19 protein-coding genes and 1 pseudogene are annotated in these 24479 nt (G+C 71.8%); 13 read left to right on the top strand and 7 right to left on the bottom strand.

Annotation, left to right across the window (positions count from 1 at the left end):
• On the top strand, positions 1 to 1544 hold a 1544-nt coding region (locus tag AB0H81_RS22465; protein WP_358377661.1), incomplete at its 5' end, for a glycosyltransferase.
• Between the two features lie 33 nt (positions 1545 to 1577).
• On the top strand, positions 1578 to 3311 hold the full coding sequence (locus AB0H81_RS22460; protein WP_358377658.1) for a glycosyltransferase: 1734 nt from the start codon (positions 1578 to 1580) through the stop codon (positions 3309 to 3311).
• A gap of 36 nt (positions 3312 to 3347) precedes the next feature.
• On the opposite strand, the gene AB0H81_RS22455 is transcribed toward AB0H81_RS22460, so the two are convergent.
• Both AB0H81_RS22455 and AB0H81_RS22450 read right to left on the bottom strand, forming a co-directional pair.
• The gene (locus AB0H81_RS22455; RefSeq protein ID WP_358377656.1) at positions 3348 to 4319 is read right to left on the bottom strand and encodes a C39 family peptidase; all 972 of its coding nucleotides are present in this window, start codon (positions 4317 to 4319) and stop codon (positions 3348 to 3350) included.
• A gap of 56 nt (positions 4320 to 4375) precedes the next feature.
• A complete protein-coding gene (locus AB0H81_RS22450) occupies positions 4376 to 6859 on the bottom strand; it encodes a hypothetical protein (RefSeq protein WP_358377653.1) in 2484 nt (827 codons plus the stop codon).
• Between the two features lie 370 nt (positions 6860 to 7229).
• On the opposite strand from AB0H81_RS22450, the gene AB0H81_RS22445 reads away from it, so the two are divergent.
• From AB0H81_RS22445 to AB0H81_RS22435, 3 genes are read left to right on the top strand one after another with little or no spacing between them, the layout of a single operon-like run.
• Entirely contained in the window at positions 7230 to 7610 is a 381-nt protein-coding gene (locus AB0H81_RS22445) for a hypothetical protein (protein WP_358377650.1), read from the top strand.
• Positions 7611 to 7633: 23 nt separating this feature from the next.
• Positions 7634 to 8047, top strand: a complete 414-nt coding sequence (locus AB0H81_RS22440) for a MarR family winged helix-turn-helix transcriptional regulator (protein WP_358377648.1) — start codon at positions 7634 to 7636, stop codon at positions 8045 to 8047.
• 24 nt (positions 8048 to 8071) lie between these two features.
• Positions 8072 to 8785, top strand: coding sequence for a maleylpyruvate isomerase family mycothiol-dependent enzyme (locus AB0H81_RS22435; protein ID WP_358377645.1), 714 nt, complete (start codon positions 8072 to 8074; stop codon positions 8783 to 8785).
• 39 nt (positions 8786 to 8824) lie between these two features.
• On the opposite strand, the gene AB0H81_RS22430 is transcribed toward AB0H81_RS22435, so the two are convergent.
• The gene (locus AB0H81_RS22430; RefSeq protein WP_358377642.1) at positions 8825 to 10120 is read right to left on the bottom strand and encodes a prolyl oligopeptidase family serine peptidase; all 1296 of its coding nucleotides are present in this window, start codon (positions 10118 to 10120) and stop codon (positions 8825 to 8827) included.
• A 182-nt stretch (positions 10121 to 10302) separates the two neighbouring features.
• Here AB0H81_RS22430 and AB0H81_RS22425 point away from each other — a divergent pair, with 182 nt between their 5' ends.
• The 6 genes and pseudogenes from AB0H81_RS22425 (at position 10303) to AB0H81_RS22400 (ending at position 15120) form a co-directional block, all read left to right on the top strand.
• Positions 10303 to 11406, top strand: a complete 1104-nt coding sequence (locus AB0H81_RS22425) for a histidine kinase (RefSeq protein WP_358377639.1) — start codon at positions 10303 to 10305, stop codon at positions 11404 to 11406.
• Positions 11403 to 12062 carry a response regulator transcription factor gene (locus AB0H81_RS22420; RefSeq protein WP_358377636.1) on the top strand — a complete coding sequence of 220 codons (660 nt, stop codon included), beginning with the start codon at positions 11403 to 11405 and terminating at the stop codon, positions 12060 to 12062. Before AB0H81_RS22425 ends, AB0H81_RS22420 begins: the two co-directional genes overlap by 4 nt.
• A 38-nt stretch (positions 12063 to 12100) precedes the next feature.
• Positions 12101 to 12343 (top strand): hypothetical protein, encoded by a 243-nt coding sequence (locus AB0H81_RS22415; protein WP_358377635.1) that lies wholly within the window; start codon positions 12101 to 12103, stop codon positions 12341 to 12343.
• Positions 12340 to 12774 (top strand): SRPBCC family protein, encoded by a 435-nt coding sequence (locus tag AB0H81_RS22410; RefSeq protein ID WP_358377632.1) that lies wholly within the window; start codon positions 12340 to 12342, stop codon positions 12772 to 12774. Before AB0H81_RS22415 ends, AB0H81_RS22410 begins: the two co-directional genes overlap by 4 nt.
• 281 nt (positions 12775 to 13055) lie before the next feature.
• On the top strand, positions 13056 to 13871 hold the full coding sequence (locus tag AB0H81_RS22405) for a patatin-like phospholipase family protein (protein ID WP_358377629.1): 816 nt from the start codon (positions 13056 to 13058) through the stop codon (positions 13869 to 13871).
• Positions 13872 to 14348: 477 nt separating this feature from the next.
• Positions 14349 to 15120, top strand: a pseudogene (locus AB0H81_RS22400) (transposase family protein).
• 358 nt (positions 15121 to 15478) lie between these two features.
• Here AB0H81_RS22400 and AB0H81_RS22395 read toward each other — a convergent pair.
• The 4 genes from AB0H81_RS22395 to AB0H81_RS22380 all read right to left on the bottom strand — a co-directional run bounded on the left by AB0H81_RS22395 (position 15479) and on the right by AB0H81_RS22380 (position 20783).
• Positions 15479 to 16768 (bottom strand): homoserine dehydrogenase, encoded by a 1290-nt coding sequence (locus AB0H81_RS22395; protein ID WP_358377626.1) that lies wholly within the window; start codon positions 16766 to 16768, stop codon positions 15479 to 15481.
• Complete coding sequence (gene lysA / locus AB0H81_RS22390) at positions 16765 to 18147, bottom strand: diaminopimelate decarboxylase (protein WP_358377624.1); 1383 nt, start codon at positions 18145 to 18147, stop codon at positions 16765 to 16767. The genes AB0H81_RS22395 and lysA overlap by 4 nt, the downstream gene beginning before the upstream one ends.
• A gap of 125 nt (positions 18148 to 18272) precedes the next feature.
• Positions 18273 to 18905 carry a DALR anticodon-binding domain-containing protein gene (locus AB0H81_RS22385; RefSeq protein WP_358377621.1) on the bottom strand — a complete coding sequence of 211 codons (633 nt, stop codon included), beginning with the start codon at positions 18903 to 18905 and terminating at the stop codon, positions 18273 to 18275.
• Positions 18906 to 18935: 30 nt separating this feature from the next.
• Entirely contained in the window at positions 18936 to 20783 is a 1848-nt protein-coding gene (locus AB0H81_RS22380; RefSeq protein WP_358377619.1) for a hypothetical protein, read from the bottom strand.
• Positions 20784 to 20851: 68 nt separating this feature from the next.
• Here AB0H81_RS22380 and AB0H81_RS22375 point away from each other — a divergent pair, with 68 nt between their 5' ends.
• Both AB0H81_RS22375 and treS read left to right on the top strand, forming a co-directional pair.
• Positions 20852 to 22492, top strand: a complete 1641-nt coding sequence (locus AB0H81_RS22375; protein ID WP_358377616.1) for an asparagine synthetase B family protein — start codon at positions 20852 to 20854, stop codon at positions 22490 to 22492.
• Positions 22493 to 22767: 275 nt separating this feature from the next.
• A complete protein-coding gene (gene treS, locus AB0H81_RS22370) occupies positions 22768 to 24453 on the top strand; it encodes a maltose alpha-D-glucosyltransferase (protein WP_358377613.1) in 1686 nt (561 codons plus the stop codon).
• Positions 24454 to 24479 lie beyond the last annotated feature (26 nt).

Here is a 24479-nt window from a genome sequence, read left to right as displayed (position 1 = left end):
CGCCCGCCGGGCGTACCGTGACCGCGACCTCCCGCGCGTTCGCCGGGCACCGGCTCGACGTGATCGGCGCGCCCGCCGCGGCCATCGCGGGCGTCGGCGCGGCCGACTGGCGGCCCGGCGACCCCAACGCCACCCCCGCCGAGCTCACCGGCCCCGTGCCGGAGCGGGTCGGCGCGCCGGGCGGCGACGTCGTGCTCCGCACCTCCGAGACCGCGCCCGCGGCGCCGGCCGAGGACGGCTCCGGCGGCTGGGCCGGCGACGAACGGCCCATCGAGCGGCCCATGGCGCGGGCCGCCACCTGGGAGCGGATCGGCCGTCCCGGCGGCGCCGCGCTGCCCCTCGCCGACCCGGACGTGCTCGCCGAGCCGTCCATGATCCCGCCCGTCGACGAGCGCCTGGTCAACCCCCAGGGCTTCGTCACCACCCCGTCCCGCGGCATCGCGGCGCTGGAGGAGCGTGACGGCCGCTGGGCGGTGGTGCTCGACGGCAAGGCGGTGACGACGTTCGCCGAGTCGGGCGGCGTCACGGACGCCGACGTGGCCAGGCTCCGGCAGGTCCGCGGCGTCGAGGTGGACTGGCGGCGCGCCCACAGCGGGCCCCTCGCCGCCGTGCGGGTGCTGGCGGGGCTCGCCGCGGCCGGCGTCCCGCTGGTCGCCGAGTCGGTGCCGCGCTGGGCGGGCGGCCTCGGCGACGACCTCGTCACCCTGCTGACGAGCCGTCCCGACCTCTCCGACGACCTGCGGCGCGAGGAGCACAGCGTCAGGCTGCGCCGTCAGGCCCTGCGCACCCACGGCGTCGCGGCCCGCTGGGAGCAGCTCGGCTCGCCGGCGCCCGCGCCGCCGCTCACGTCCGTCCTGCTCGCCACCCGCCGCGCCGACATGGTCGGTTTCGCACTCCAGCAGGCGGCCCGGCAGCGCGGCGCGCGGCTCGAAGTGGTGCTCGCCCTGCACGGAGTGCCGCGGGGCCATCCCGACGTGGCCGCGGCGATCGCCGCCCACGACGGGCCGCTCACCGTGTACGAGGCCGACGGGCGGCAGATCTTCGGCGAGGTGCTGAACCACGCCGCCGCCCGGGCCTCCGGCTCGTTCCTGCTCAAGATGGACGACGACGACTGGTACGGCCCGGACTTCCTGTCGGACCTGCTGCTCGCGCACTCCTACTCGGGGGCGCAGGTGGTGGGGACCGTGCCGGAGTTCGTCTACCTGGCCTCGATCGACGTGACCGTGCACCGCAGCCAGGTCACCGAGCAGATCACCAGCTTCGTGGCGGGCGGCACGATCCTCGTGGAGCGCTCGGCGTTCCAGGCCGTGGGCGGGTTCCGGCCGCTGCGCCGGTCGGTGGACACGCAGTTCCAGGAGGCGTTGCAGGCGGCGGGCGGGCAGATCTACCGCACCCACGGCCTCGGCTACATCCTGCGCCGCGGCCCCGCGGCCAACCACACATGGCAGGAGCCGATCGGCACGTTCCTGCAGCGCAACAAGAAGCAGTGGCGGGGATTCCGTCCCAGCGCCCTCATGGAGCTCGACCGGAGCCCCGCATCATGACCCGGACCGCATCATGACCCGGAGCACCGCATCGTGACCCTCATCCCCCGCATCCGGCGGCAGGACTTCGGCGTGCTCACCCCACCGCCCCTCGGCGGCTGGACGCCGGCCCTGACCGTCACCGTCGTCATCCCCGCCCACGACCGCCAGCGGACCCTCGACCTCACCCTCGCGGCCCTGTCGGCCCAGACGTACCCGGCCGAGCTGATGGACGTCGTCGTCGTGGACGACGGCAGCCCGGAGCCGCTGCGCCTGCCCGAGGCCGTTCCGGACGGCACCAAGCTCATCTCCAGCCCGCCGGGAGGCTGGGGCCGGGCCTGGGCGCTGCAGGCGGGCCTCGACGCCGCTTCCGGCGAGGTCGTGATGGTGCTGGACGCCGACATGGTGCCCCACCGCACGCACGTGGAGGCCCAGCTCCGCTGGCACCACCTCGCCCCGTACCTGGTGGTGCTGGGCTGGATCGACTTCACCTCCGCCGAGCGGCTGCCCGAGCCCGAGGAGGTGCGCGCGGCCCTGCGGGCGGGCGAGGAGGAGGCCCTGTTCCCGCTCTCGCCGGAGCGCCACGACTGGGCCGAGAAGATCATTCACGACCACGACGGGCTGCGCGCCGCGCCCAGCTCGCTGGCCACGCGGATCCACGTCGGGGCGACGGCCTCCTACCCCGCCGGGCTGCTGCGCTCCATCGGCGGGCTGGACACCTCGCTCGTGCTGGCCGAGGACACCGAGCTCGGCTACCGGCTCACGCAGGCGGGCGCGGTGTTCGTCCCGGACCCGCAGGCGCGGGCCTGGCACGTCGGGCTGCCCACGGCCATGCGCGACTTCGCCGCGCTCAAGCGCTACAACGACCCGTACGTCGCCGACCGCGTGCCGTACCGGCGTTACCTGCGCGCGGACCCGGGCCGGCAGTGGCTCGTGCCGTACGTGGACGCCTACGTGCCGGCCGGGACGTACGAGGACGTGCGGGCGAGCGTGGACGGGCTGCTCGGCGCGAGCCTGCCCGACGTCCGGGTCACCGTCGAAGGCCCGTGGACGTCGCTCGGAGGCGGGCGCCGCTCCCCGCTCCGTGACCCCGACCTGGACCTGCGGCTGATCGAGGCGCAGTTCGCCCACGACCCGCGGGTCCGCCTCGCCCCTCCTCCGGCCTGGTCCGCCGCCGCCGATGCCGGGCCCGCCCCGGAGGCTGTTCAGGGGTCGCCGCCGGTCGTGCCGCCGTTCCGGCTGCTGGTGCCGCCGGGGTGGGTGCCGTCCCATGACGCCGTGGAACGCCTGGTCCAGCGGCTGGAGGAGAGCGACGGCGGCGCCCTGTGCCTGGCGCTGGACGAGACCGAGGACGGCGTGGTGGTCGCCCGCCTGGAGCGGACGGCGGCCCTGTCGCGCGCCGCCCTGGTGGCCGGGCCGGGGGAACGTCTGGACGACGTCCTGGACGAGGTGTTCGGCCTGGAGTGGCTGGACGGCCGCGCGTGGGGCTTCGCGCGCCGCCCGGCGGTCTACCCGCCCCGCAGGCGGCCGGTCCCCGAGCACGTCGTCCAGCTCGCCCAGCGCGACAAGGAGATCGTCCTCCTGCGCAAGCGCGCGGCCGCGCTCCGGACCGAGCTGGCGGAGCAGCGCAGGCTGGCCGGCAAGGCGACCAGGGACGCGGCGCGCTGGCGGCAGAAGGCCGAGGAATGGCGCCGCAAGGCCGTGGCCCTGTCCCGTTCCCGGGAGCGCACGGTCCTGCGCCGGGCCGTGCGCCGCGTCCGCGGCCTCACCTCGCCCGCGGACACCTGAGGCCCGGCCCGTCGCCGGGCCGGGCCGGTGCCGTGGTCAGGTGCGCACGATCGCCACGGTGTCGATCCCGTTCCAGGCGAGGTTGGCGTTGTCCAGCAGCAGCTTGTCGACGTCGATGGTGTACTCGCCGGCGTCCGCCGGGTCGGCGACCTTGAACGTCGTGGGATGGACGGACCCGTCGGCGTGGACGACGCCGCCGTACCCGTGGATCGTCACGTAGTGCCGGAGCAGGGGCGTGGAGGAGTTCCACCACGGCAGTTTGCCGGGGATCACGAGGATCATCACCGGTCTGCCGCGCGACAGGGACGCCACGATCCGGTTGATGCCCGCCTCATACGTCTGGCCGTTGGAGACGGCTATCTCCTCCCACTTGTACTGCCAGTCGGAGTCCGGGATGTAGGAGTTGATGACGGCCGGGATCCGGCCCGGCATGGTGGCGCCGAAGAGCGTCTCGCCGGTCTGCAGCTTGTCGGCCAGCTCCGACTGCGGCGGAGCCGAGATCCCGATCGTGGCCAGCGTGGTCTGCACGACGCCCGGGCCGCACCAGTTGTCGCGCTCCTGCTGCTTGGCGGACAGCCTCATGTCGAGGGCCCGCACCGGGAGCTGCCACGTCCCCGCGATGCCGAACTTGGCCTCGGTGACGACGTAGGGGCGCCTGAGGTCGGTGAACGCGGTGTAGCACGCCCTGCTGGCGTTCGTGGTCATCGTCGGGCACGAGTCGCTGATGTCCGGCCCGTTCCCGCCGAACCGGAGCCGCAGGTTGACCTGGAAGTTGGTGTACGCGCCCGGGTTGATGAAGGCGACGGCGCGCACCTGCGTGCGATTGATGTTGAAGTCGAGGCACACCTGGTAGGCGGTGCCGTTGTGGACCCGGGTCTCGCTGCAGGTCCTGGGCATGACGGAGGACGGGTACTCGTGCCAGATCCCCGCCTGGGCCGGGGACGCGGGGAGGACGACGAGAACGGTTCCCGTCAGGACGGCGAGCAACGCTGTGATGATTCTTCGCACGGGCGAGTGTCCCTTGGAGGAAAGTATCGGTTCAGACCGGAATTGTCCGGCGGTCTTCAGGAGGCGGGAACGGCGAGCCGGTGCAACCGCTCGTTGATCTTGTAATAGAGGTTGCCGAAGCCGTCGGCCGTCAGCCCCTCCATCCCCGGGTCCGTCCGCAGCACGGTCATCGCCTTCGTCGACTTGTCGATCCTGAAGATCTGGTCGCCGAGCGTGCCGTACACGTGGCCCGGATCCTGGGGCACGGTCAGCAGCTCCCCGTCACGCCAGGCCAGGCTGGACTTGTTGACGTAGTCGGGCTCGGGGAACAGTCGTTTCGCCGTGATCGCCTCGGGCCGCGCCGGGTCGAGGGTGAACAGCGAGCCGCCCGCCAGGCCCCAGAGCCGGCCGTCTACCTCCGCGAGCGCGGTGACGGCCTTGGGCGCCGTCAGCGGGAGCGGATGCGTGCGCACCGCGCCGGTGGCCGGGTCGTAGGAGAACAGCGTGGCCGACGCCCCCGGCGCGTAGACCGGATCGACGCCCAGGGCGCCGCGCGTGGAGGTGCCGCCGAACACCTTGCCTCCCGCGTAGGCCAGCGAGACGACGGCCTGGTCCCGCACCACGCAGAGGGTCCGGCCGGCCGTGCCCTCCTTCCAGACGGTGAGGGCGCCGCTGCGCTTGCCGTACTTCGGGACCGTGCCCATGTAGACGGTGCCGTCCGGCCCGCCGGCCAGCGCGTACGGCCGGTCCTGGGGCGGGGGGCCCTTGCCCGGCTCGCAGTCGTCGGCCTTGTCCCCTGCCTCGCCGCCGGTGTACTCGAGCGCCGGCGGCCAGGACCTCGCGGGGTCGTAGCTGTAGAGCCTGGCCGACGGGTAGACGCCGATGTAGAGCCGCCCCTGGTGCGTCAGCAGGCTGTCGGTCTGGTTGAGCCCGTCGAGGGTCTTCGTGTCCGGCTGGTTGTCGTCGCCGTCGCCCCGCAGCGGGTCGTAGACGCCGGTGCCGCCGGTCAGGTAGCCGCCGGTGTAGACCCGGCCGTCGGGCCCGGCGCCGAGCGCGTTGATCGCGGCGGGCAGCACGGGGGTGCCGGGGACGACCCGGCTGCTCCAGACGCCGCTCGCGGGGTCGTACTTGAAGATCCGCGTGCCGTCGGAGGCCGCGCCCAGGCCGACCAGCGTGCCGCCGGCCCAGGTGTATCCGGTGACGTCGAGGCCGGGCTTGACGGAGGTCGCCTGGACGGACCCGGTGCCCACGTCGTAGGAGTGCAGCAGCCCGTCCTTGACGAACCAGACCTTGCCGTCGCGGGCCGGCGAGTGGTGCAGGTCCACGTCGGCGATCGTGGCGTCGGTGGCGGCGGCGTACGAGCCGTCGGCCTGGCGGGTGACGCGCAGGACGAGCAGCGTGCGGTCGATCCAGGCGAACAGCCGGCCGCCCGTCCAGGTGAGCCCGCCCACCATGGAGTTGTGCGCGTAGGCCGCCGGGAGGAGGTCGTCCACCCGCCCTGTGACGTTGTCGTACCTGACCAGCCCGGCGTTCGTGCCGGTGCCCAGGTACGTGGCGTCGGCGTCCGGGTCGTGGGCGAGGCTGCGCACGTACTGGGCGCCCGCCACGATCGGCACCGTCCCGATCGTGGTGAAGGCGCCGTCGTCGTACTTGAAGTAGCGGCCGTCGTTGTACGTGCCGCCGTACACCTTCCCGCCCGCTCCGGCTTCCAGGTCCCAGATGAACGAGTACCCGCCTTCCGCCCGCCCGAGGTCGGTGACCGCGGACTGGCCGGGGACGTACCGGTAGAGCTTGGAGTTGGGATAGGTGCCCAGGTAGATCCGGCCGTCGGTGGCCGTGGCCGCCGCCCAGCCGCCGACGGTCGGCGTGGCCACGCTGTCCGGAATGGCGATCTTCCGGGTCACCCGCTCGGTGGCCACGTCGATCACGGCGAGCTGCGGGTTGGCGTCGGCGGTGCCGGTGTAGACGGCGTACGCGCTGCCGTCCGCGAAGGTCGTGGCGTTGGGGACGCTGCTCTCGATCTGCACGCCGAGATCGGTGACGTCCTTGGTGATCAGCACCTCGTCCCAGTAGGACGTCCCCACGTCGGCCACGCCCGAGTAGATGAGCGCCGAGACGGTGGCGGTGCCCGCCGGGGCGACCGCCGAGGCGGTGACGCGCTTCCACTGCCGGCCCGTGGCGGACCCGTTCGCGCCGCCGGAACTCGCGAGCAGGCGGCCGGAGGCGTCCCGGAAGCGCAGGTAGAGGTAGGCGGTGCCGCTGTCGGCCCAGACCTGGGCGTACAGGGTGTACTGGGTCCCCGCGGCGGCGGGCAGCCCGGGCATGCTCTCCCGGCCGTAGGCGGCGCCGGGGGCGTCGTCGGTGATGCGGGCGGCGGTGCGCCCGTCCCAGGTCACCGGGTCGACGCCACCCGCGGTGTGCGAGCCGCTCCAGCCGTCCAGGCCCTGGTCGAAGCCGCCGTTGACGATCCGCAGGTCGGCGGCGGACGCCGGGGCCGGCGGCGTCGCGAGCAGTGCGGCGAGGAGTGCGGCCACCGCGGTGGCGCACCAGGCGCGTCTCACGCGCCTCCGCCCTTCTTGTGACCGTCGGGGTGTCCCGGGATCGGTCTTGTTGAGGAGCCCTCCACGGAGATCTGCACAGCACCACCTCCAGGGGTGTTCATTTGTGCGCGATTACGGGCCCGACCGTAACCTTATGGTCGGGGTTCGTCAACGGTGTGATCGCCACCATGAGGAGCCGGCCGCGGCCGGAGAAGCTCTCCCCGAAGCCGAGCCCTGTGGGGTCGGCTCGGCTCTCGGCTGTCATGACCCTGGGGGTCGCGCCGCGACGGGAAACGATCGGCGGGGTTGGGCGGTGGTCCAGTCGCAGGGCGGGAGGTCGCCGACAGCTCCAGACTTCCGGATATGTATGCGTTTCGCATAGAGTTCTGCCATGGAGTCAGCACTGGAAGCAACTGTCAACGAGTGGCACGCGAGCGTGAACGACGGTGACCTGGAGCGGTCAGCGAGGGCCGTCGGCGATCCGATCGTCGTCCTGGGCCCGAAGGGCGCCGGCCCGATCACGCCCGAGCAGTTCGCGGAATGGGTGGAACGCTCGGGGATCAAGCTGGTCCCGCAGTCGTGGCATCCGGTCAGCGAGCGCCTCATGGTCGTGGAGGAGGACGCCACCTGGCCCGAGAGCAGGACCCCGACTCGAGTGGCGACGGTGTTCCGGGTGGCCGGCGAGAAGGTGACCGCCTCTCTCCGGCTTCCTGATCTGAAGTCAGCGCTCGAACTGGCCTACATCTGCCGCGAGATGGCGGCCACCGAATGAGCGGCTCGGGGCCGGGACAGGTCTTGTTCGCGTTCGTCCGGCACTGGTCGCGTAGACCGCCCGCCGGCGACCACAATCGTGCAGAGCAAGGCCGGCTCGTGCTCGTCATCGAGGCGGTTCACGCCCTGACTCAGCGAGGGATCGCGGCTACGGTCAATGCCGTCGCCCATGAGATAGGCATCGACCAGAGCGGGGCATCACGCCTGATCAGGAGCGCGACAGAGGCCGGATACCTGACCATGCAGGCAGCGGAAACAGACGGTCGCCGACGTCAGGCGACGGTCACGTCGTCCGGCCACACCATGCTGGAACAAGCCCATCACTGGCAGGAGCAGGTCTTCGACCAGCTGGCAGAAGGCTGGAGCGAGCAGCGGCGCCGCGACTTCCAGCAGGCGATGGCGGACCTTGTCGACCGGTCCCACGCCTTGGACGCATGACCCAAGGCTGCGACAGTGGTCACCATGCGGATGACTCCTGACGAATTGACGCGACGAATCTCCCGGGCTCATGCCCATGTACTGCGCCTGCTCGACGGCCTGGACGACAGGCAGGTCGGCATGGGCTCGGCCTTGCCGGGCTGGTCGCGAGGACATGTGCTGCAGCACCTCACCGACAACGCCCGCGCCTTCGACCGGCAGGCGCGCTTCGCGCTGCGTGACCAGCTTGTCGGCATGTACGACGGCGGCCAGCAGGGCCGTGACCTGTCCATCGATCAGGGCGCCTCCCGTCCTCTGGCCCATCTCCGCGAAGAACTGCGAGTGGCCCAGCACGCCCTGGAGGAGACCTGGAGCCTGCTGGCGGAAGAGGACTGGCAGCGCCCGGTGCGTTTCCGCCACGCGACGGTGCTGGACACCGCCCTGGCACGGTGGAGAGAGGTGGAGATCCACGCCGTCGACCTGGCCGTGGGCCACCGGCCGCGCGACTGGTCGCTGCCGTTCGCGCTGCACGCCCTGGACTTCCTGGCTCCCCGGACCCCGCCGGGCGTCCGGCTGACCCTGCGGGCCACCGACCACGACTTCACTCGATCCCTGGGAGCGGGAGCGGCGATCGAGGTGTCCGGGGCGGTACGCGACCTTGCCGCGTGGATGGCCGGCCGGGCTGTCGACGGCCACCTGGGGGCGAGCTCCGGTGAGCTGCCGGAGCTGGGCCCCTGGCCCCCCGATCCGGCTGATTGAAGGCGGCGACCTCCTGGCCGAGACACCTCGGCGCCCCACTCACGGGAGGAGGAGGCCCCAGTACAGCGCCCAGGGGATGAACAGGGTGCCCGCGACCGCCACCATGCGCACCCTGCCCGATGCCGTACGCCAGCGCGTGAGGCAGGTGATCGTCGCGGCGGTCGCGACGGCGGCGAGGAGTTGGGCCGCGAGCCAGGTGACAGGGCGGCCGAGCAGCATGGGCCCCGTCGTGACACCGGCGCCGTTGGATGCCATGAGCAGGCTCATCAGCGTGTAGACCGCGCCGACGATCGACAGGGCGCCCGAGACGGCCAGGACGCGGGCGGGCCAGGTACCGGCGCCCAGCCGGCGCACGGCGTACGCCAGGAAGGCCAGGAGCATCAGTGCCATGCCGCCGATCATCAGTTGCCACGACTCCCACCAGGGCGACGGCGGAGTGTCCACACTGCGTGACTCCTGCGTAGGAAGGGGCTCCGCGCTCGAGGCCGGAGCGTTTCCGGCGGCCACGTCCTTGACCCACGAGCCGACCGCATCGGCGTACCCGGGGACGAGGGTGTTCTCGTCCGAGTGCAGCGCGTGGGGAGCGTCCGGGAAGAATTTCACGGTGAGGCCGCTGTGCACGTTCGCGCGGAAGCGCTCGGCGCTCTCGGCCGGCATGACCTGGTTGTCCTTGGCGCCCCACATGGCCAGCACCGGCTGTGTGAGCTTGCCGAGCGTGGCCGCGGGGTCGTAGTACGCCTCGGGGAACAGCCCGGCGTCACCCGCGAGCCGGTGCAGGGAGACGTACGAGTTGCGCAGCGATCCCTTCACACCGGCGCGGTCGAGCTTGTTCGTCGCGTTCCAGACCTGGGTGCGCAGCGGCGTGAGCCCGGGGCCCCCGACGGTGACCAGGAACTTCACGTCCTTGGACCGCGTGGCCGCGATCGGCGCCACCCAGCCGCCCTCGCTGAGCCCCCACAGGCCGGTGTGCCCCACACCGGGCTGCCTCTTGAGGACGGTCAGCGCCGCCAGCGCGTCGTCGGCCAGCTGTGAGTAGTCGCGGCGCGTCTTGGAGTAGCCGACGGCGCGCTTGTCGGGGGCCAGGACCACCATGCCTCGCTCGGCGAACGCCTTGGCCTCGGCCTGCAGCTCTCGCCGGCTGTTGCCGGCGCCCGAGCCGTGCACGAGGAGCAGCCCCGGGAGGCTGCCGGTCGCGTGCGCCGGCCGGAAGATCTCGCCGCCCAGCCGCTGTCCGTCCGTGGTCGTGAAGGTGACGTCGGTGGTCTCCAGCGGGACGTCATGACCGGCCGGCGTGTGGAGGGATGCTGCCAGGAGAGCGGCGGCCACGAGCTTCATCGGTGTTTTCTCCGTCTACGAAGTGCTGCGAAGTGTTGCGAAGTGTTGCGAAGTGCTGCGAAGTACTGGGAAGTGCTGCGAACACCGATAAGTCTCGAGAAATCAGCCTTCGGGGGCATCGCCGACGCAGGCGATCTGGCTGCTCCCTCACGCGAGGGAGATACGGGGGATACTTGGCCCTTGTGCCCGATCTGCTCAGGAAACTCAGGGAACGTCTGCAGGCGCTCCCACCGGCCGCCGTCGACTTCGCCATCGCCCTGGCGGCGCTGATCGGGCAGACCGTGCCGTTCCTGTTCACCCGCAGGATGTCCGGCCCGGAACCGTGGACCCTGACCGAGTACTGGCCGGTGCTCCTGAGCTCACTGCCGCTGCTGCTGCGCCGCCGCTTCCCGATGACGGTGTTCGTCGTGGTGGCGGCCGCCTCCGTGGCCTACTCGCTCAGGGATCCCGACATCCCGCCCCAGCCCATCCCGTACGGCTGGCTGGCCGGTCTCTACACGGTCGCCGAGCTGTGCCCCGGATGGCAGCGGGCCCTGGCGGTCCTGCTCAGCCTGGCCCCTGGGTTCACGGTCTCCCCCGCGACCTTCGTCCGCAGCGCGCTGACCGCCGGGGCCGCCTACGCCATGGGCCGCGCCGTGGTGCAGCACCGGGAGTACACGGCCCTGGTGGAGGAACGGGCCGCCGAGCGGGAACGTGCCAGGATCGCCCGCGACATGCACGACATCCTGGCCCACGGCATCAGCGTCATGATCGTTCAGGCGGAGGCAGGTCCTTACGCCGTGCGGAGCGCGCCGGAGCGGGCCGAGCGGGCGTTCCGGGCGATAGCCGACACGGGCCGGGAGGCGCAGGGCCAGCTCCGGCGCATGCTCAACCTGCTCAGGGACGACGGCTCCGCACGCGCCCCGCAGCCCACCCTCGACGGTCTCCCGGACCTGGTCGCACGGGTCTCCGCGACGGGACCCGCCGTACGGATGGCCGTCACGGGCACCCCGTCCGCCCTGCCCGCGGACGCCGAGGTGGCGGCCTACCGGATCATCCAGGAGGCACTCACGAACATGGTCAAACACGCCCGGGCCACGACCGGCGAGGTCCGGCTCGACTGGAGGGACGACGAACTGATGATCACGATATCCGACGACGGCCGCGGGCCGGCTCCCGGCGGCGGTGGCCACGGCCTGGTCGGCATGCGGGAGCGGGCCGCGGCGTGCGGCGGCACCGTCACCCACGGCGCGGGCTCCACGGGGTTCAAGGTCGTCGCCAGGCTGCCGACCGGGGAGCCGGCGTGACGATCGACGTCGTGGTGGCGGACGACCAGGAGCTGGTCAGGAGCGGGTTCGCGCTGATCGTGGACTCGCAGGCGGACATGCGGGTCGTCGCCGAGGCAGCCGACGGGCGGCAGGCGGTCGACGCGGCCCGCCGTCTGGCGCCTGACGTGGTCCTGCTGGACATCCGCATGCCGGGGATGGACGGCATCGAGGCCGCCAAGGTCGTCTGCGCGGAGACGAGCGCGAAGGTCATCATGCTGACGACGTTCGACCAGGACGACTATGTCTACGACGCGCTCCAGGCCGGGGCGAGCGGCTTCCTGCTCAAGGACGTGCGCGCCGACGACCTGGTCCACGGGATTCGCGTCGCCGCCGCCGGTGAGGCCCTGCTGGCGCCCGCCGTCACCCGCCGGCTGATCGACGACGTCGTCCGCAACAGGGCCCGCCCCGGAACGCCCGTCACGGGCCTGAACAGGCTGACGGGGCGCGAGCGCGAGACCCTGACCCTGCTCGGCCGCGGACTGTCCAACCCCGAGATCGCGGCGGAGCTCGTGGTCAGCGAGCACACGGTGAAGACGCACGTCAGCAACGTGCTGACGAAGCTCGGCCTGCGCGACCGGACACAGGCGGTGATCGCCGCCTACGAAACGGGACTGATCCAGCCCGGAGGCCGCTAGCCGGGACCGCCCTGGCCATATCGTGTTACCTTGGTACCATGGTAACCGTTGAGCGTGCGCAGACCGGGCTCAGAATCGAGCGCAGTCTCCTCAAGGTCCTCAAGGGCCTGGCCGAGTACCTGGACATGTCCTTGGGAGACCTCGTCGAGGGGGTCGCGCTGCATGCCTTCGAAGGCAAGGCGCCCTTCTCCCCCGAGACGATCGAGAAGATCGAGCAGCTGAAGGCGGTCTACGGCATGACGCTGACCACCGCCGACGCCCATCGGCTGGCCGAGAAGTGAGCGCGCGGCATCGCCTGGAGGGGCAGATCAAGGTCGCCCTCCCACCACAGGAGGCGTTCACGCTGTTCACCCCCCGGGGCGAGGAGCGTTGGGTCGACGGCTGGCTGCCGCGCTTCCCCGCCCCGACGCCCGATGACACCGCCCCCGGGACCGTCTTCGAGACCTCGCATACGGAGCCGACGACCTGGGTGGTGCTCGCATGCGAGCGGGGCCGCCGCATCTCCTACGCCAGAGTCACCCCCGGATCGCGTGCCGGGACCGTCACGGTCACGCTCGACAAGGACGGTGACGGGCACTCGATCGTCCACGTCGTCTACGACCTCACGGCGCTGACCCCCCACGCAGCCGGCGAACTGCGCCAGTTCGCCGCCGAATACCCCGCGTTCCTACGCTCCTGGCAGGAAGCGATCAGTCGGTCCCTACGGCCATGACCACGGATGGGCAGCGGCCGGGCCGATCGCCACCGGCCTCACCGTCGGAGAGCCGCACCCGCCGCCGGACGTCACCGTCGGAGAGCCGCACCCGCCGCCGGACGTCACCGTCGGAGAGCCGCACCCGCCGCCGGATGTCACCGTCTACCGCCGGAGTGCTAGGCCGATCGTCACAGTGACGGCTAAGGCTTTCGGCCGATGCTGATGCGGCCGGCGTCTCCTAGGGTCCCGTCATGGCTTTCAACCTTGTTGGAAGCGATCGCGTTCGAGGAGGCTGGACAGTGAAGGTGGAGACAGCGGTCGTTCTTGGGCCCGGCGGACCGGTCGGCACGGCGTGGCTCGCCGGGCTGGCGGCGGCGCTACGGCGTGAAGGAGTGGACCTGGGAGCGGCGGATCTGATCGTGGGTACGTCGGCCGGCGCGATCGTGGGAGCGATCCTGGCGAGCGGCGGAGACCTCGACCGGCTCGCCGCGCTCCCCCCGCCGACCGATCCCGGCGACGGTGTACGGCCCGACCCGCAGAAACTCATGGAAGTGTTCGCGACGCTCGGCGACACCGGACTTGAGCGGACCGAGGCCCTGCGCCGCGTCGGCCGGCTCGCTCTCGCCGCCTCGACCGGCGGCGAGGAAGCCGCCATCGCCCGGATGCGGGCCCTGGTCGGTGGCGACGCATGGCCGGACCGGCCGCTCCTGATCCCGGCGGTGGACGCCGAGACCGGTGAGGCGGTGATCTGGGACCGGCACGGCTCCGCGTCACTGCCCGAGGCCGTGGCGGCCGGCACCGCCTTCCCGGCGACCGCCCCGCCGATCACCGTCGGCGGGCGGCGTTACATGGACGGCGCTCTCAGAGCCGGCATCAACATCGACCTGGCCGCCGACGCGAGCGTGGTGATCGCGGCAGAGCCGATGGCGCACCTGTTCGGTACGGATGGCGTCGCGGCAGTCGAAGGAACAGTCGTTCGGCTCGTGCCTGACGCCGAGGCGATCGAGGCGTTCGGACCGGACATGACCGACCGCGCCGCCTGGGAACCCGCGTACCGAGCGGGCGTCAGACAGGCTCCGGACGCCGCCGAGGCTCTGAGAAAGCGGATCATGTGACTGGACCCGCCGGAGCCTGGAGATGGCTGACATCATCGGCCCGGGAACGCGCGAGGCCGTGTCTGCGGCATCACCGCGCCGGCCCAGGAGGACGGGAAGATCGCCAGGCTGTTCGAGGAGATCGTCCGCTCCCCCGATCTCGGACTTCGCCAGTCCATCGTGGTGGCCACCGGATATCTGCCCTGGCCCCCACTCCAGGGCATGGTGCGGGTGCTTCGCGAGGGCGATCCGGCCCCGCACGTCCGGGAGAACGCCGGGGATCCTCCTGGAGGGCTACGCCTGCACGGGCAAGGCTGACCGCCGGGGCAGGCAGCAGACGTCCGTAGCTCCTGGAGAAGTACGGCGACAAGTGGGAGTTCACGCCGCTGTACGTCGGCGTCGCGGCCTGGAGCAAGCACTACCTGACCTCCGACGAATACCAGGCGGGTTGGCGCTAAAGGTTGTTGCAGAAGAGGGCGGGGCGGGCATTTCTCGTATATGGGCGGGCTGTTACGAGCTGATCCTTTGTGGGTGGAGACCTTCACTGGCCTGTGGATGGGCCGGTTCGAACGGCTGGTGAAGGTGGTGCGTGAGCGGGGCGGCAACGGTCCCGGTGGTGGCCGGCCATGGTGCCTGCCCTTAGCCGATCGGGTGCTACTGGTGGCCGTCTATTACCGCACCAACCTCACCATGCGGCAGCTCGCGCCATTATTCGGAATCTCCCCGGCCACCGTCTGCCACATCATTCAACGTCTTGGCCCTCTGCTCGCTTTGGAGCCCGCGCCTCGACTGGCCGAGGCCACTGACCGGCTGTGGATCGTGGATGGCACCCTCATCCCCGTACGCGACCGCGTCCTCGGCGCCTCCAGCCGCAACTACCGCTTCTCCGCGAACGTGCAGGTCATCATCGATGCCGACACGCACCTGGTCGTGGCGACCGGCCAACCGGTAGCGGGGAACAAGCCCGACGCTCATTGCCTGGCGGGCTTCAGGGCTGGCAGCCCACTGCGACGGCGTCAGCGTGATGGCCGACGGCGCCTACTTCAATACCGGCCTGATCGTGCCACACCGCCGACGAGCAGGCAGGCCCTTGCTGCGGGCACAGGAAGAAGACAACGCAGAACACCGACGCATCCGCGCCCGCGTCGAGCACGTCTTCGCCCGCATGAAGAACTACAAGATCCTTCGCGACTGCCGACAGAAGGGCACCAGCCTCCACCACGCCGTCCAGGCCGTCGCCCACATGCACAACCTCGCCCTGTCAGCATGACCACAACAGCCGCAGACCCGCCCTGACCTGCCCACTCACGACCTTCTGCAACAACTTTTAGTCAGTCGTCGGCTTCGCCTGCGCCGACCTGGGCGAGAAGCTCGCCAGGCAAGTCCGCATCGGGCAAGTTCTATCCGCTTGATGCTGTGGCTCCATGTCCGGGACGTGCATGGGCAGCGCTCGGGGGTGCAGGGGGCCGGGAGGCCCCCTGCCAAGGGGGTGTGGGGGAGCTCGGCTCCCCCACTGTCACAGCTCGAGCCCCGGTCGCGCGAAGCGCGCCATGGCGAGAACCTTGCTTTTGAGCCCTTGGCGCGAAGCGCGGCATCTTGCGAGGACCTTGCTTTGAGGGGTTCCAGACCTACTCGTCGCCCTCGACGCGCATCACGCTGGCCACCGCGCGCACGATGTCGAGGTCGCGCAGCCCCTCCATCGTCGCCGTCAGCGCCGCGTCCGTGGCGCGGTGGGTGACGATGACGAGCTGGGCGTCGTCGCCGTGACCCTCCTGGCGTACGGTCTGGATCGAGACGTCGTGGGCCGCGAACAGCTCCGCGACCCGGGCGAGCACGCCCGGCTTGTCGGCGACGTCCAGCGCCACGTGGCAGCGCGTGACCGTCTCGCCCATCGGGTGGACGCTGAGCGAGGCGTACGTGGACTCCTCGGGCCCGCGGGTGCCGGCCAGGCGGTTGCGGGCCACGGCCACCAGGTCGCCGAGCACGGCCGAGGCCGTCGGCGCGCCCCCCGCGCCCTTGCCGTAGAACATGAGCTGGCCGGCGGACTCCGCCTCCACGAACACCGCGTTGTACGCCTCGCGCACCCCCGCGAGCGGGTGGGACCTCGGGATCATGGCCGGGTGGACGCGCACGCCGACCGAGCGGCCGTCCTCGGAGCGGGCGCAGATGGCCAGCAGCTTGATGACGTAGCCCATGGCCTTGGCCGAGGCGACGTCGGTGGCGGTGATCTCGGTGATGCCCTCGCGGTGCACGTCGGCGGCCGTGACGCGGCTGTGGAAGGCGAGCCCGGCCAGGATGGCGGCCTTGGCCGCGGCGTCGAAGCCCTCGACGTCGGCCGTGGGGTCGGCCTCGGCGTAGCCGAGCGTCTGGGCCTCCTCCAGGGCGTCGGTGAAGGACGCGCCGGTGGAGTCCATCTTGTCGAGGATGTAGTTGGTGGTGCCGTTGACGATGCCGAGCACGCGCCGCACCCGGTCGCCGGCCAGCGACTCGCGCAGCGGGCGCAGCAGCGGGATGGCCCCGGCGACGCTGGCCTCGAAGTACAGGTCGCCGTTGCCGGCGCGGGCCGCCTCGTGCAGGGTGGCGCCGTCCTCGGCGAGCAGCGCCTTGTTGGCGGTGACCACCGACTTGCCGCGGTTGAGCGCCGCCACGATGAGCGAGCGGGCCGGCTCGATGCCGCCGATCACCTCGACGACGATGTCGATGTCGTCGCGGGTGACCAGCGCCTCGGCGTCGGTGGTGAGCAGCTCGGGGGCGACGTCGGCGTCGCGCTTGCGGCCCAGGCGGCGCACGGCGACCCCGGCCAGCTCCAGCGGCGCGCCGACGCGGGCGGTCAGGTCGCCGTCCTGCTCGTGCAGGAGGCGGATGACCTGGGAGCCGACGACGCCGCAGCCCAGCAACGCGACTTTCAGCGGTTTCACAGCTGCCCCCTCAACAGGTCGTCCTCGGTCTCGCCCCGCACGATCACGCGGGCCGCGCCGTCGGCGACGGCGACCACGGCGGGCTTGGGCAGGTAGTTGTAGTTGCTGGCGAGCGAGCGGCAGTAGGCGCCGGTCGCGGCGACGGCCAGCAGGTCGCCGGGCGCGAGGTCGGACGGCAGGAAGCAGTCGCGGACGATGATGTCGCCGCTCTCGCAGTGCTTGCCGACGACGCGGCTGAGCATGGGTTCGGCCGTGCTGTCGCGGCTGGCGAGGGTGACCGTGTAGTCGGCGCCGTACAGGGCGGTGCGGACGTTGTCGCTCATGCCGCCGTCGATGCTCACGTACGTGCGCAGGCCTTCGACGTCCTTGACGGTGCCGACCTCGTAGAGGGTGACGCCGCCGGGGCCGACGATCGCGCGCCCGGGCTCGACGGTGAGGCGGGGCACCGGCAGGCCGGCGTCCTCGCACACCTTGGCGACGATCTCGCGCAGGCCGTCGGCGATCTCCTTGACGTCGGGGGCCTCGTCGTCCTCGACGTACGCGATGCCGTAGCCGCCGCCGAGGTCGAGCTCGGGCAGGACCACGCCGTGCTCGTCCTTGATCTGCACGAGCAGGCCGGCCAGGCGGCGGGCGGCCACCTCGAAGCCGGCCGTGTCGACGATCTGCGACCCGATGTGCGAGTGCAGGCCGACGAGCTCCAGCGACGGCAGCGCGAGGATGCGGCGCACGGCCTCGGCGGCGGCGCCGGCGTTCAGCGACAGGCCGAACTTCTGGTCGTCGTGGGCCGTGGCGATGAACTCGTGGGTGTGGGCCTCGACGCCCGTGGTGACGCGGATCATCACCTTGGGCCGCTTGCCGTGCTGGTCCGCCAGGTATCCGAGCCGGGCGATCTCCTCGTGGGAGTCGACCACGATGCGGCCGACGCCCACCTCCAGGGCGCGGGTCAGCTCGGCGACGGACTTGTTGTTGCCGTGCATGGTGATGCGTTCGGGCGGGAAGCCCACGCTGAGCGCCACGGCCAGCTCGCCGCCGCTGGCCACGTCGAGGCCGAGGCCCTCGTCGTCCAGCCAGCGGACGATCTCCCTGCACAGGAACGCCTTGCCGGCGTAGTGGACGTCGGAGCCGGCGAACGCGGTGACGTAGTCGCGCATGCGCGAGCGCACGTCGTGCTCGTCCAGGACGAACAGCGGCGTGCCGTGCTCGCGGGCGAGGTCGCGGACGTCGACGTGACCGATCGTGAGCGTGCCTTCGGTCCGCCCGGACGTTCGGGGCCAGATCGCGGGGTTGATCCGGTTGAGGTCGGCGGGCGGGAGCGGCGGGCGCTCGTGCGGCAGCATCTCGGCGTGCCGGTCCCCTGCGGGATGGGCGAATCGACTCACCCGAACGAGGCTATCGGAACAGTCCAGCCACCAGGACCCGCTGACCACGTATCGAGACGCGATCACCCCTCGAAAGGGATATTTTTACGACTTTTCGCCTTTTGGCCGAATATCTTGTGATCACGTCACAGGCGGTCCGGGCCCGGCAGGACGTCCGCCACCGCCCGCGCCAGCCGCACACGCGCCGTGTGCAGCGGCGACGGCTCCTCGTCCCCCACCGGGACGGCCGGCGCCAGCTCGTACGCGTCGTGGTAGGCCATCGCCAGCCGCACCGCGTACGCCGCCCACGCGCTCCCCGCCCGCTCCCCCTTGGCCAGCCGCCCGGGCAGCTCGGCCAGGACCCGCAGCACCGCCCGGTCGCGCGGATCGCCGAGCAGCTCCGGCCGGAACCCCTCCTCCGGCACCCCGAGGTCGCGCGCCCGGCGCCGCACCGCCACGGCCCGCGCGTGGGCGTAACGCACGGCGAAGCCGGGGTTGTCCCAGGTACGCGGGAAGTCGGGCCACGGGCCGGGCAGGGACAGCGGCCCGACGGTCTCGACCAGCCGCCCTGGCACCTCGACGACGATCCGCAGGAACCCGTTGGCTCGCTCCTCCACGGCCGCCACCCCTTCGACGGCTCGCGCCCGCGCGGCCAGCCCGGCGGCGGGCACGCCGAGCCGGCGTGCGGCGGCCGACAGGTAGGCGGCCTCGCGCTCCCATGTGCCCTCGGGGGCCGGCGCCTCCCCGAGGATCTCGGTGAGCCGCTGCTCAGGCGTCATGCCCCAAGCCTAGGAAGCGGGAGCCGCGGTTCAGATGAGCGCGTGCGGCTCGGCCGAGCCGTACTCGACGAGGTGGGCGGCGCCCAGCAGCCAGCGGTCCTCGTCGCGCACCCGGACGTACCCGAAGCGGTCGGCCGAGAAGACCTTGACCCCGTCGGCGCGGCACTGGCGCATGAGGACGTCGTCCCAGCCCTCCGTGAGGTCGGCGAAGCCGAGCTGGCGCAGGGTGTTGCGGCGGGCCAGCAGCGTGGCGCCGGCCACCTCCGGCAGGTACGTGTACTCGGCCTCGGGCTGCCTGAGCAGCGTGGCCTGCGGCTTGCGCAGGTGGGTGTAGTAGGCGGCCTTTCCGACGATGTCGGCCGTGCTGAACAGGAACGCGCGGCGCAGGTCGGCGAGGTAGTGCGTGCCGTAGACGTCGCGCGGGTCCATGACGCCGACGAGGTCGGCCTCGCACAGGTCGAGTCCGCGGCCGAGCATGGCCCCCGCCGACAGCGACGGGTCGAGGTGGCGGAAGACGACCTCGATGTCGGGCAGGACGTCGCGGGCGCGCTGCTCGGCCTCGGGCGGCCCGAACACGATGAGCTGCGCCGGCCGCACCGACTGCCGGGCGACCTGGGCGAGCGCGTGCTCCAGCAGGAAGCGGTCGAGGATCGGCAGCAGGAGCGAGATCTCCAGAGTGGCCCGGGCGCTGGGCAGGCCGATCCGTTCCAGCAGGTCGTCGATCCGCTCGGTCATGGTGCCGCCGTCGAAGGCGCGGCGCAGGGCGACGTGGGCGCGGCGGGTGTCGGCCTCGTCGCCGATGGGGGTGCCGCAGGCGGCGATCTCCGCGAGCCGCCACGGCGCGGTGCCGGGCGGGCAGTCGACGGCCGCGGGCCAGCGGTAGGAGGTGAGCACGTCGGGGTAGGCCAGGTGGCCGGGCAGGAGCTGCTCCAGGGTGAGCACCCGGTCGATGCGTCCACCGGAGAGCGGGATGGGGTTGTGCACCCGCGGCTGGACGCCGAAGGACAGGCGGGGCCAGCCGGTGGCGGGGTCGGCGCTGAAGCGGTGCTCGAACAGCGCGGCGGCCGCCTGGTAGGGGGCCACGTCGCCGCCCGTGTGCCAGAAGACCGTGCGGATGCCCCGCTCGGCGCACCAGGCGAGCAGCGCCCGCAGTCCGTCGCCGGGCTCGCCGGTGATCTCCTCGGCCCACGGGCCGGTCTTGACCGACTCGACGACGAGCAGGTGCGGCACCTCCTGCGGGAGGACCCGGGCGAAGTCGCGCGGGGTGAAGCCGGTCGTCTGCCGCCACTCGTAGCGCAGCAGCGCCTCGGCGTGCGGGTCGGCGACGACCGCCGCGGTGAGGTGGGGGCGGGTGTTGGGGCCGGTCGGGATCCGGTACGGCTTGAGCTTGAAGGAGTGGCCGCCGAGCGTGCGGGTGGAGGTGGTGGCCTGGTAGGCGGCGCCCGGCCGCTCGTCCTTGGCCCGCTGGACGGCGACGGGCCGGCGCTTGGGGGCGGTGGGCCGCTTGACCGGCTTGGCCGCGCCCTTGAGGCCCTTGGCCAGCAGAACGGGGTTGCTCCGGCCGCTCTTGATGGCGTCGCCGAGGCGGTTCCAGCGGGCGACCTTGATGGAGGAGAGCTTCCAGTTGGCCACCTCGGCCTGGTAGCGCTGCTCGGCGAGCTCCTTGCGGAGCTTCTCGGCGGCGGCCCGCTCGTCCTCCAGGAGCTCCTCGGCCTCGGCCAGCCGGTCGGCCAGCGCCTTGACCTCCTCGGCGCCCCGCTCGGCCTCGGCCAGGCGCGCCTGGGCGGCGTCGAGCAGCCGGGCCAGCTCGGCCGCGTGCTCCGCCTGGGCGATCGCGTCACGCAGCGCGCGCCTCGTGCTCTCCAGCTCAGTGCTCACCAGACCTCCGTTTGCCAGCCGGGCAAAGGATACTCTTCTGCGGAAGCGTCTCGAAGGGATGAGATCCGGTGCAGTTCAACGTGCGGCCCTACGTCTGCGGCGCTCTCGGCCGGATCGACCCCGTCGTGCTGGGCAAGCTGACGGGTGCCGGGCCGCGGGTGCGCCCCGCCCTCCAGGTGCCGGGCGCCGCGCTGTTCAGCTCGGCGCCGCTGCCGCCGTACCACCGCGGTGATGGCTCGTTCGCCTTCGCCTGGGGCGAGCGCAGGCCGTCCGGCGCTCCCGAGGGCGGCTGGATGCCGGTGGCGGAGACGTACGAGACGCCGGGCCTGATCGGCGCGGGCGAGCGGGTCACGCTGCACGCCGGGGCGCTGGGCCTGGTGGACGTCTACTACGTGCGGCTGGGCGAGGCCGTCTACTTCTCGTCGCTGATCCAGCCGCTGCTGGCGCTGGTGCCGGTGGAGATCGACTGGGCGGCGTGGGCGTCGATCATCCAGGTGACGTTCCCGCTGGGCGAGGCCACGCCGTTCGCGGGGATCAGGCGGCTGCCCGGGTCGGGCGCGCTGGTCTGGGACCAGGGGCGGCTGGCTACGGAGCGGCGGCTGCCGCGCTGGCTGCGCGGCGAGCCGTACGAGACGTGGATCAGCGCCGGCGAGCTGCTGGAGATCCTGCACGAGGTCTACAAGGACTACGAGGGCCGCAAACTGCTCGTGCCGGTCAGCGGCGGCTACGACTCGCGGCTGCTGTGCGCGGTGGCCGTGGCGCGCGGCGCCGACGTGGAGTCGTGGACGACGAGCCCGGACGACGGCACCGACACCGACATCGCGTTCGCGCGGGCGATCACACGGGAGCTGCGCGTCCCGCACCGGGTGATCACGCAGGACGCGGCCGCCTACCCCGGCGACGCCCGCGAGGTGGCGCGCCGGCTGGAGTACCTGACGCCGCACCACGCCTGGTACGCGCCGTTCGCCAAGGAGGTCCACGGGGCCGGGCGGGTGCTGGTCGACGGCCTGGCGGGCGGCCCGCTGCTGAAGAACTTCATGGTCAGCGGCGCCGCGCTGGAGGCGACGTCGCAGGCCGAGCGCTCGGCGGCGGTGCTGCGGTCGCTGAGCCTGGGCGAGCCGTCGCGGCCGTTCCTGTCCGAGCGGGCGCACGAGTGGATCGAGGAGGCGGTCCGGGAGCAGTTCGCCGCCGCGACCTCGATGCTCCACGGGCACCGGGCGGAGCTGCCGCTGTCGGTGCTGCACACGCGGACCGTGCGGGGCATCGCGCGCTCGGCGGTCAACCTGGTGGGGCCGGAGGCGTCGTTCGCGGCCCCGTTCATCCACCCCGACTTCTTCGACGCGGCGCTGTCGGTGGGCGTGGCCCGCAAGGACAAGGGCCGCTTCTACCGGGAGCTGCTGCACGCGGCCAACCCGCGCGTGGCGGCGCTGCCGTCCACGAACGTGGTCAAGCAGCCGCTGCGGCGGGTCCCCCTGCGCTCCACGGCCGCCCCCGCGCGAGCCTACGCGCACGAGATGTTGCAGACGGTCGCCGAGCGGGTGCCGTCGCTGCTGTCGGAGGAGCTGCACGAGGTCGTGTGGGGCGGCCCCGACGCGCTCACTCGTTTCGGCGGGTGGAACGACAGGTTCTGGGTGCGCGGGCTGGTGCTTCTGGGCCTCTGGCTGAACGACTTCGAGAACGATCTCGGCGAGCTGGCGCCACCTTTCTAGGCGCCGCCTTTCCAGATGAACGCCCGGTAACAGGACGATTACATGTCGATCTCCGGGGGTAGGACGAGATCACAGCACAACCGGGTTCCGGAAGGCCAAGGGGCTGGTAGTGTTCGGCCCGTAAGCGCCGCACAAGCGGGCAGCGGATCACAAATCCGGGCCCGTCGAGGGCATGGGGTTCGCAGGGATGACGTCCCCAGGCGGCGCGGTCACCCATGACAACGCCGGGGAACCGGTGACTCCGTCCTGCCCACATCTCCTTCTGTGAGCGACACATGATCAACGCATCCCCATCGCCGGAGCCGATCGCCGAGACGTTCGTCTCGGAGGATCCCCTCTGGTACAAGCGGGCGGTGTTCTACGAGGTTCTCGTCCGGGGGTTCAAGGACTCCAACGGCGATGGCACGGGAGACCTGCGGGGTCTCGTCGACAAGCTCGACTACCTCGAATGGCTCGGCGTGGACTGTCTGTGGCTGCTGCCGCTGTACGAGTCCCCGCTGCGCGACGGCGGCTACGATATTTCGGACTACATGAAGATCCTCCCCGACTTTGGGGATCTGGGGGACTTCGTCCAGCTCATCGAGTCGGCCCACGAGCGCGGGCTGCGCATCATCACCGACCTCGTGATGAACCACACGAGCGATCGGCACCCGTGGTTCCAGGCGTCCCGGCACGACCCCGAGGGTCCCTACGGCGACTTCTACGTCTGGGCCGACGAGCCGACCGGTTACCCTGACGCGCCGATCATCTTCATCGGGGCCGAGGAGTCCAACTGGACCTACGACCCCGTGCGCAAGCAGTACTACTGGCACCGCTTCTTCCACCACCAGCCGGACCTCAACTACGACAACCCGGCCGTGCAGGAGGCCATGGTCGAGGTGCTGAGGTTCTGGCTGGACCTCGGCATCGACGGCTTCCGCCTGGACGCCGTGCCGTACCTGTTCGAGCGCGAGGGCACCGCGTGCTCCGGCCTGCCGGAGACGCACGCGTACCTGAAGAAGATCCGCGCCGAGGTGGACCGCCTCTACCCGGACCGCGTGCTGCTGGCCGAGGCCAACGGCTGGCCCGAGGACGTCGTCGAGTACTTCGGCGACCCCACCACGGGCGGCGACGAGTGTCACATGGCCTTCCACTTCCCGCTGATGCCGCGCATCTACATGGCGGTCAAGAAGGAGACGCGCGAGCCGATCTCCGAGATCATGTCGCGCACGCCGAAGCTGCCCGAAAAGGCCCAGTGGGGCATCTTCCTCCGCAACCACGACGAGCTGACGCTCGAGACGGTGACGGAGGAGGAGCGCGACTACATGCACGCCGAGTACGCCGCGGACCCGCGCATGCGGGCCTACCTCGGCATCCGCCGCCGCCTCGCGCCGCTGCTCGACAACGACCGCGACCGCATCGAGCTGTTCACGGCGCTGCTGCTGAGCCTGCCGGGCTCGCCGGTCATGTACTACGGCGACGAGATCGGCATGGGCGACAACATCTGGCTGGAGGACCGCGACTCGGTCCGCACCCCGATGCAGTGGAGCCCCGACCGCAACGCCGGGTTCTCCACGGCCGACCCCGGCCGCCTCTACCTGCCCGCCGTCATGGACCCGATCTACGGCTACCAGGCGGTCAACGTCGAGGCCCAGCAGCGCAACCCCAGCTCGCTGCTCCACTTCACGCGCCGCATGCTGGAGATCCGCCGGGAGCACCCGGTGTTCGGCACCGGCGCCTACACCGAGATGTGGTCGTCCAACACGTGCGTGCTGACGTTCGTCCGCGAAGAGGGCGAGGACGTGATGCTGTGCGTGAACAACCTGTCGAAGTTCGCCCAGCCGGTGGAGCTCGACCTGCGCCGCTTCGCCGGGCTGACCCCGGTCGAGGCGCGGGGCGGGGTGCCGTTCCCCGTGATCGGTGAGGCCCCGTACACGCTCACCCTGCCGGGCCACGGCTTCTACTGGTTCGCGCTGAAGTAACAGGCGGCGCGGCGAGGAGGGGACAG

Origin of the sequence: Nonomuraea sp. NPDC050691 (assembly GCF_040654455.1) — a bacterium.
Lineage (GTDB): Bacteria > Actinomycetota > Actinomycetes > Streptosporangiales > Streptosporangiaceae > Nonomuraea.
The sequence above is the reverse complement of the archived record's forward strand: the minus strand, read 5'-3'. Positions and strand labels throughout refer to the sequence as shown.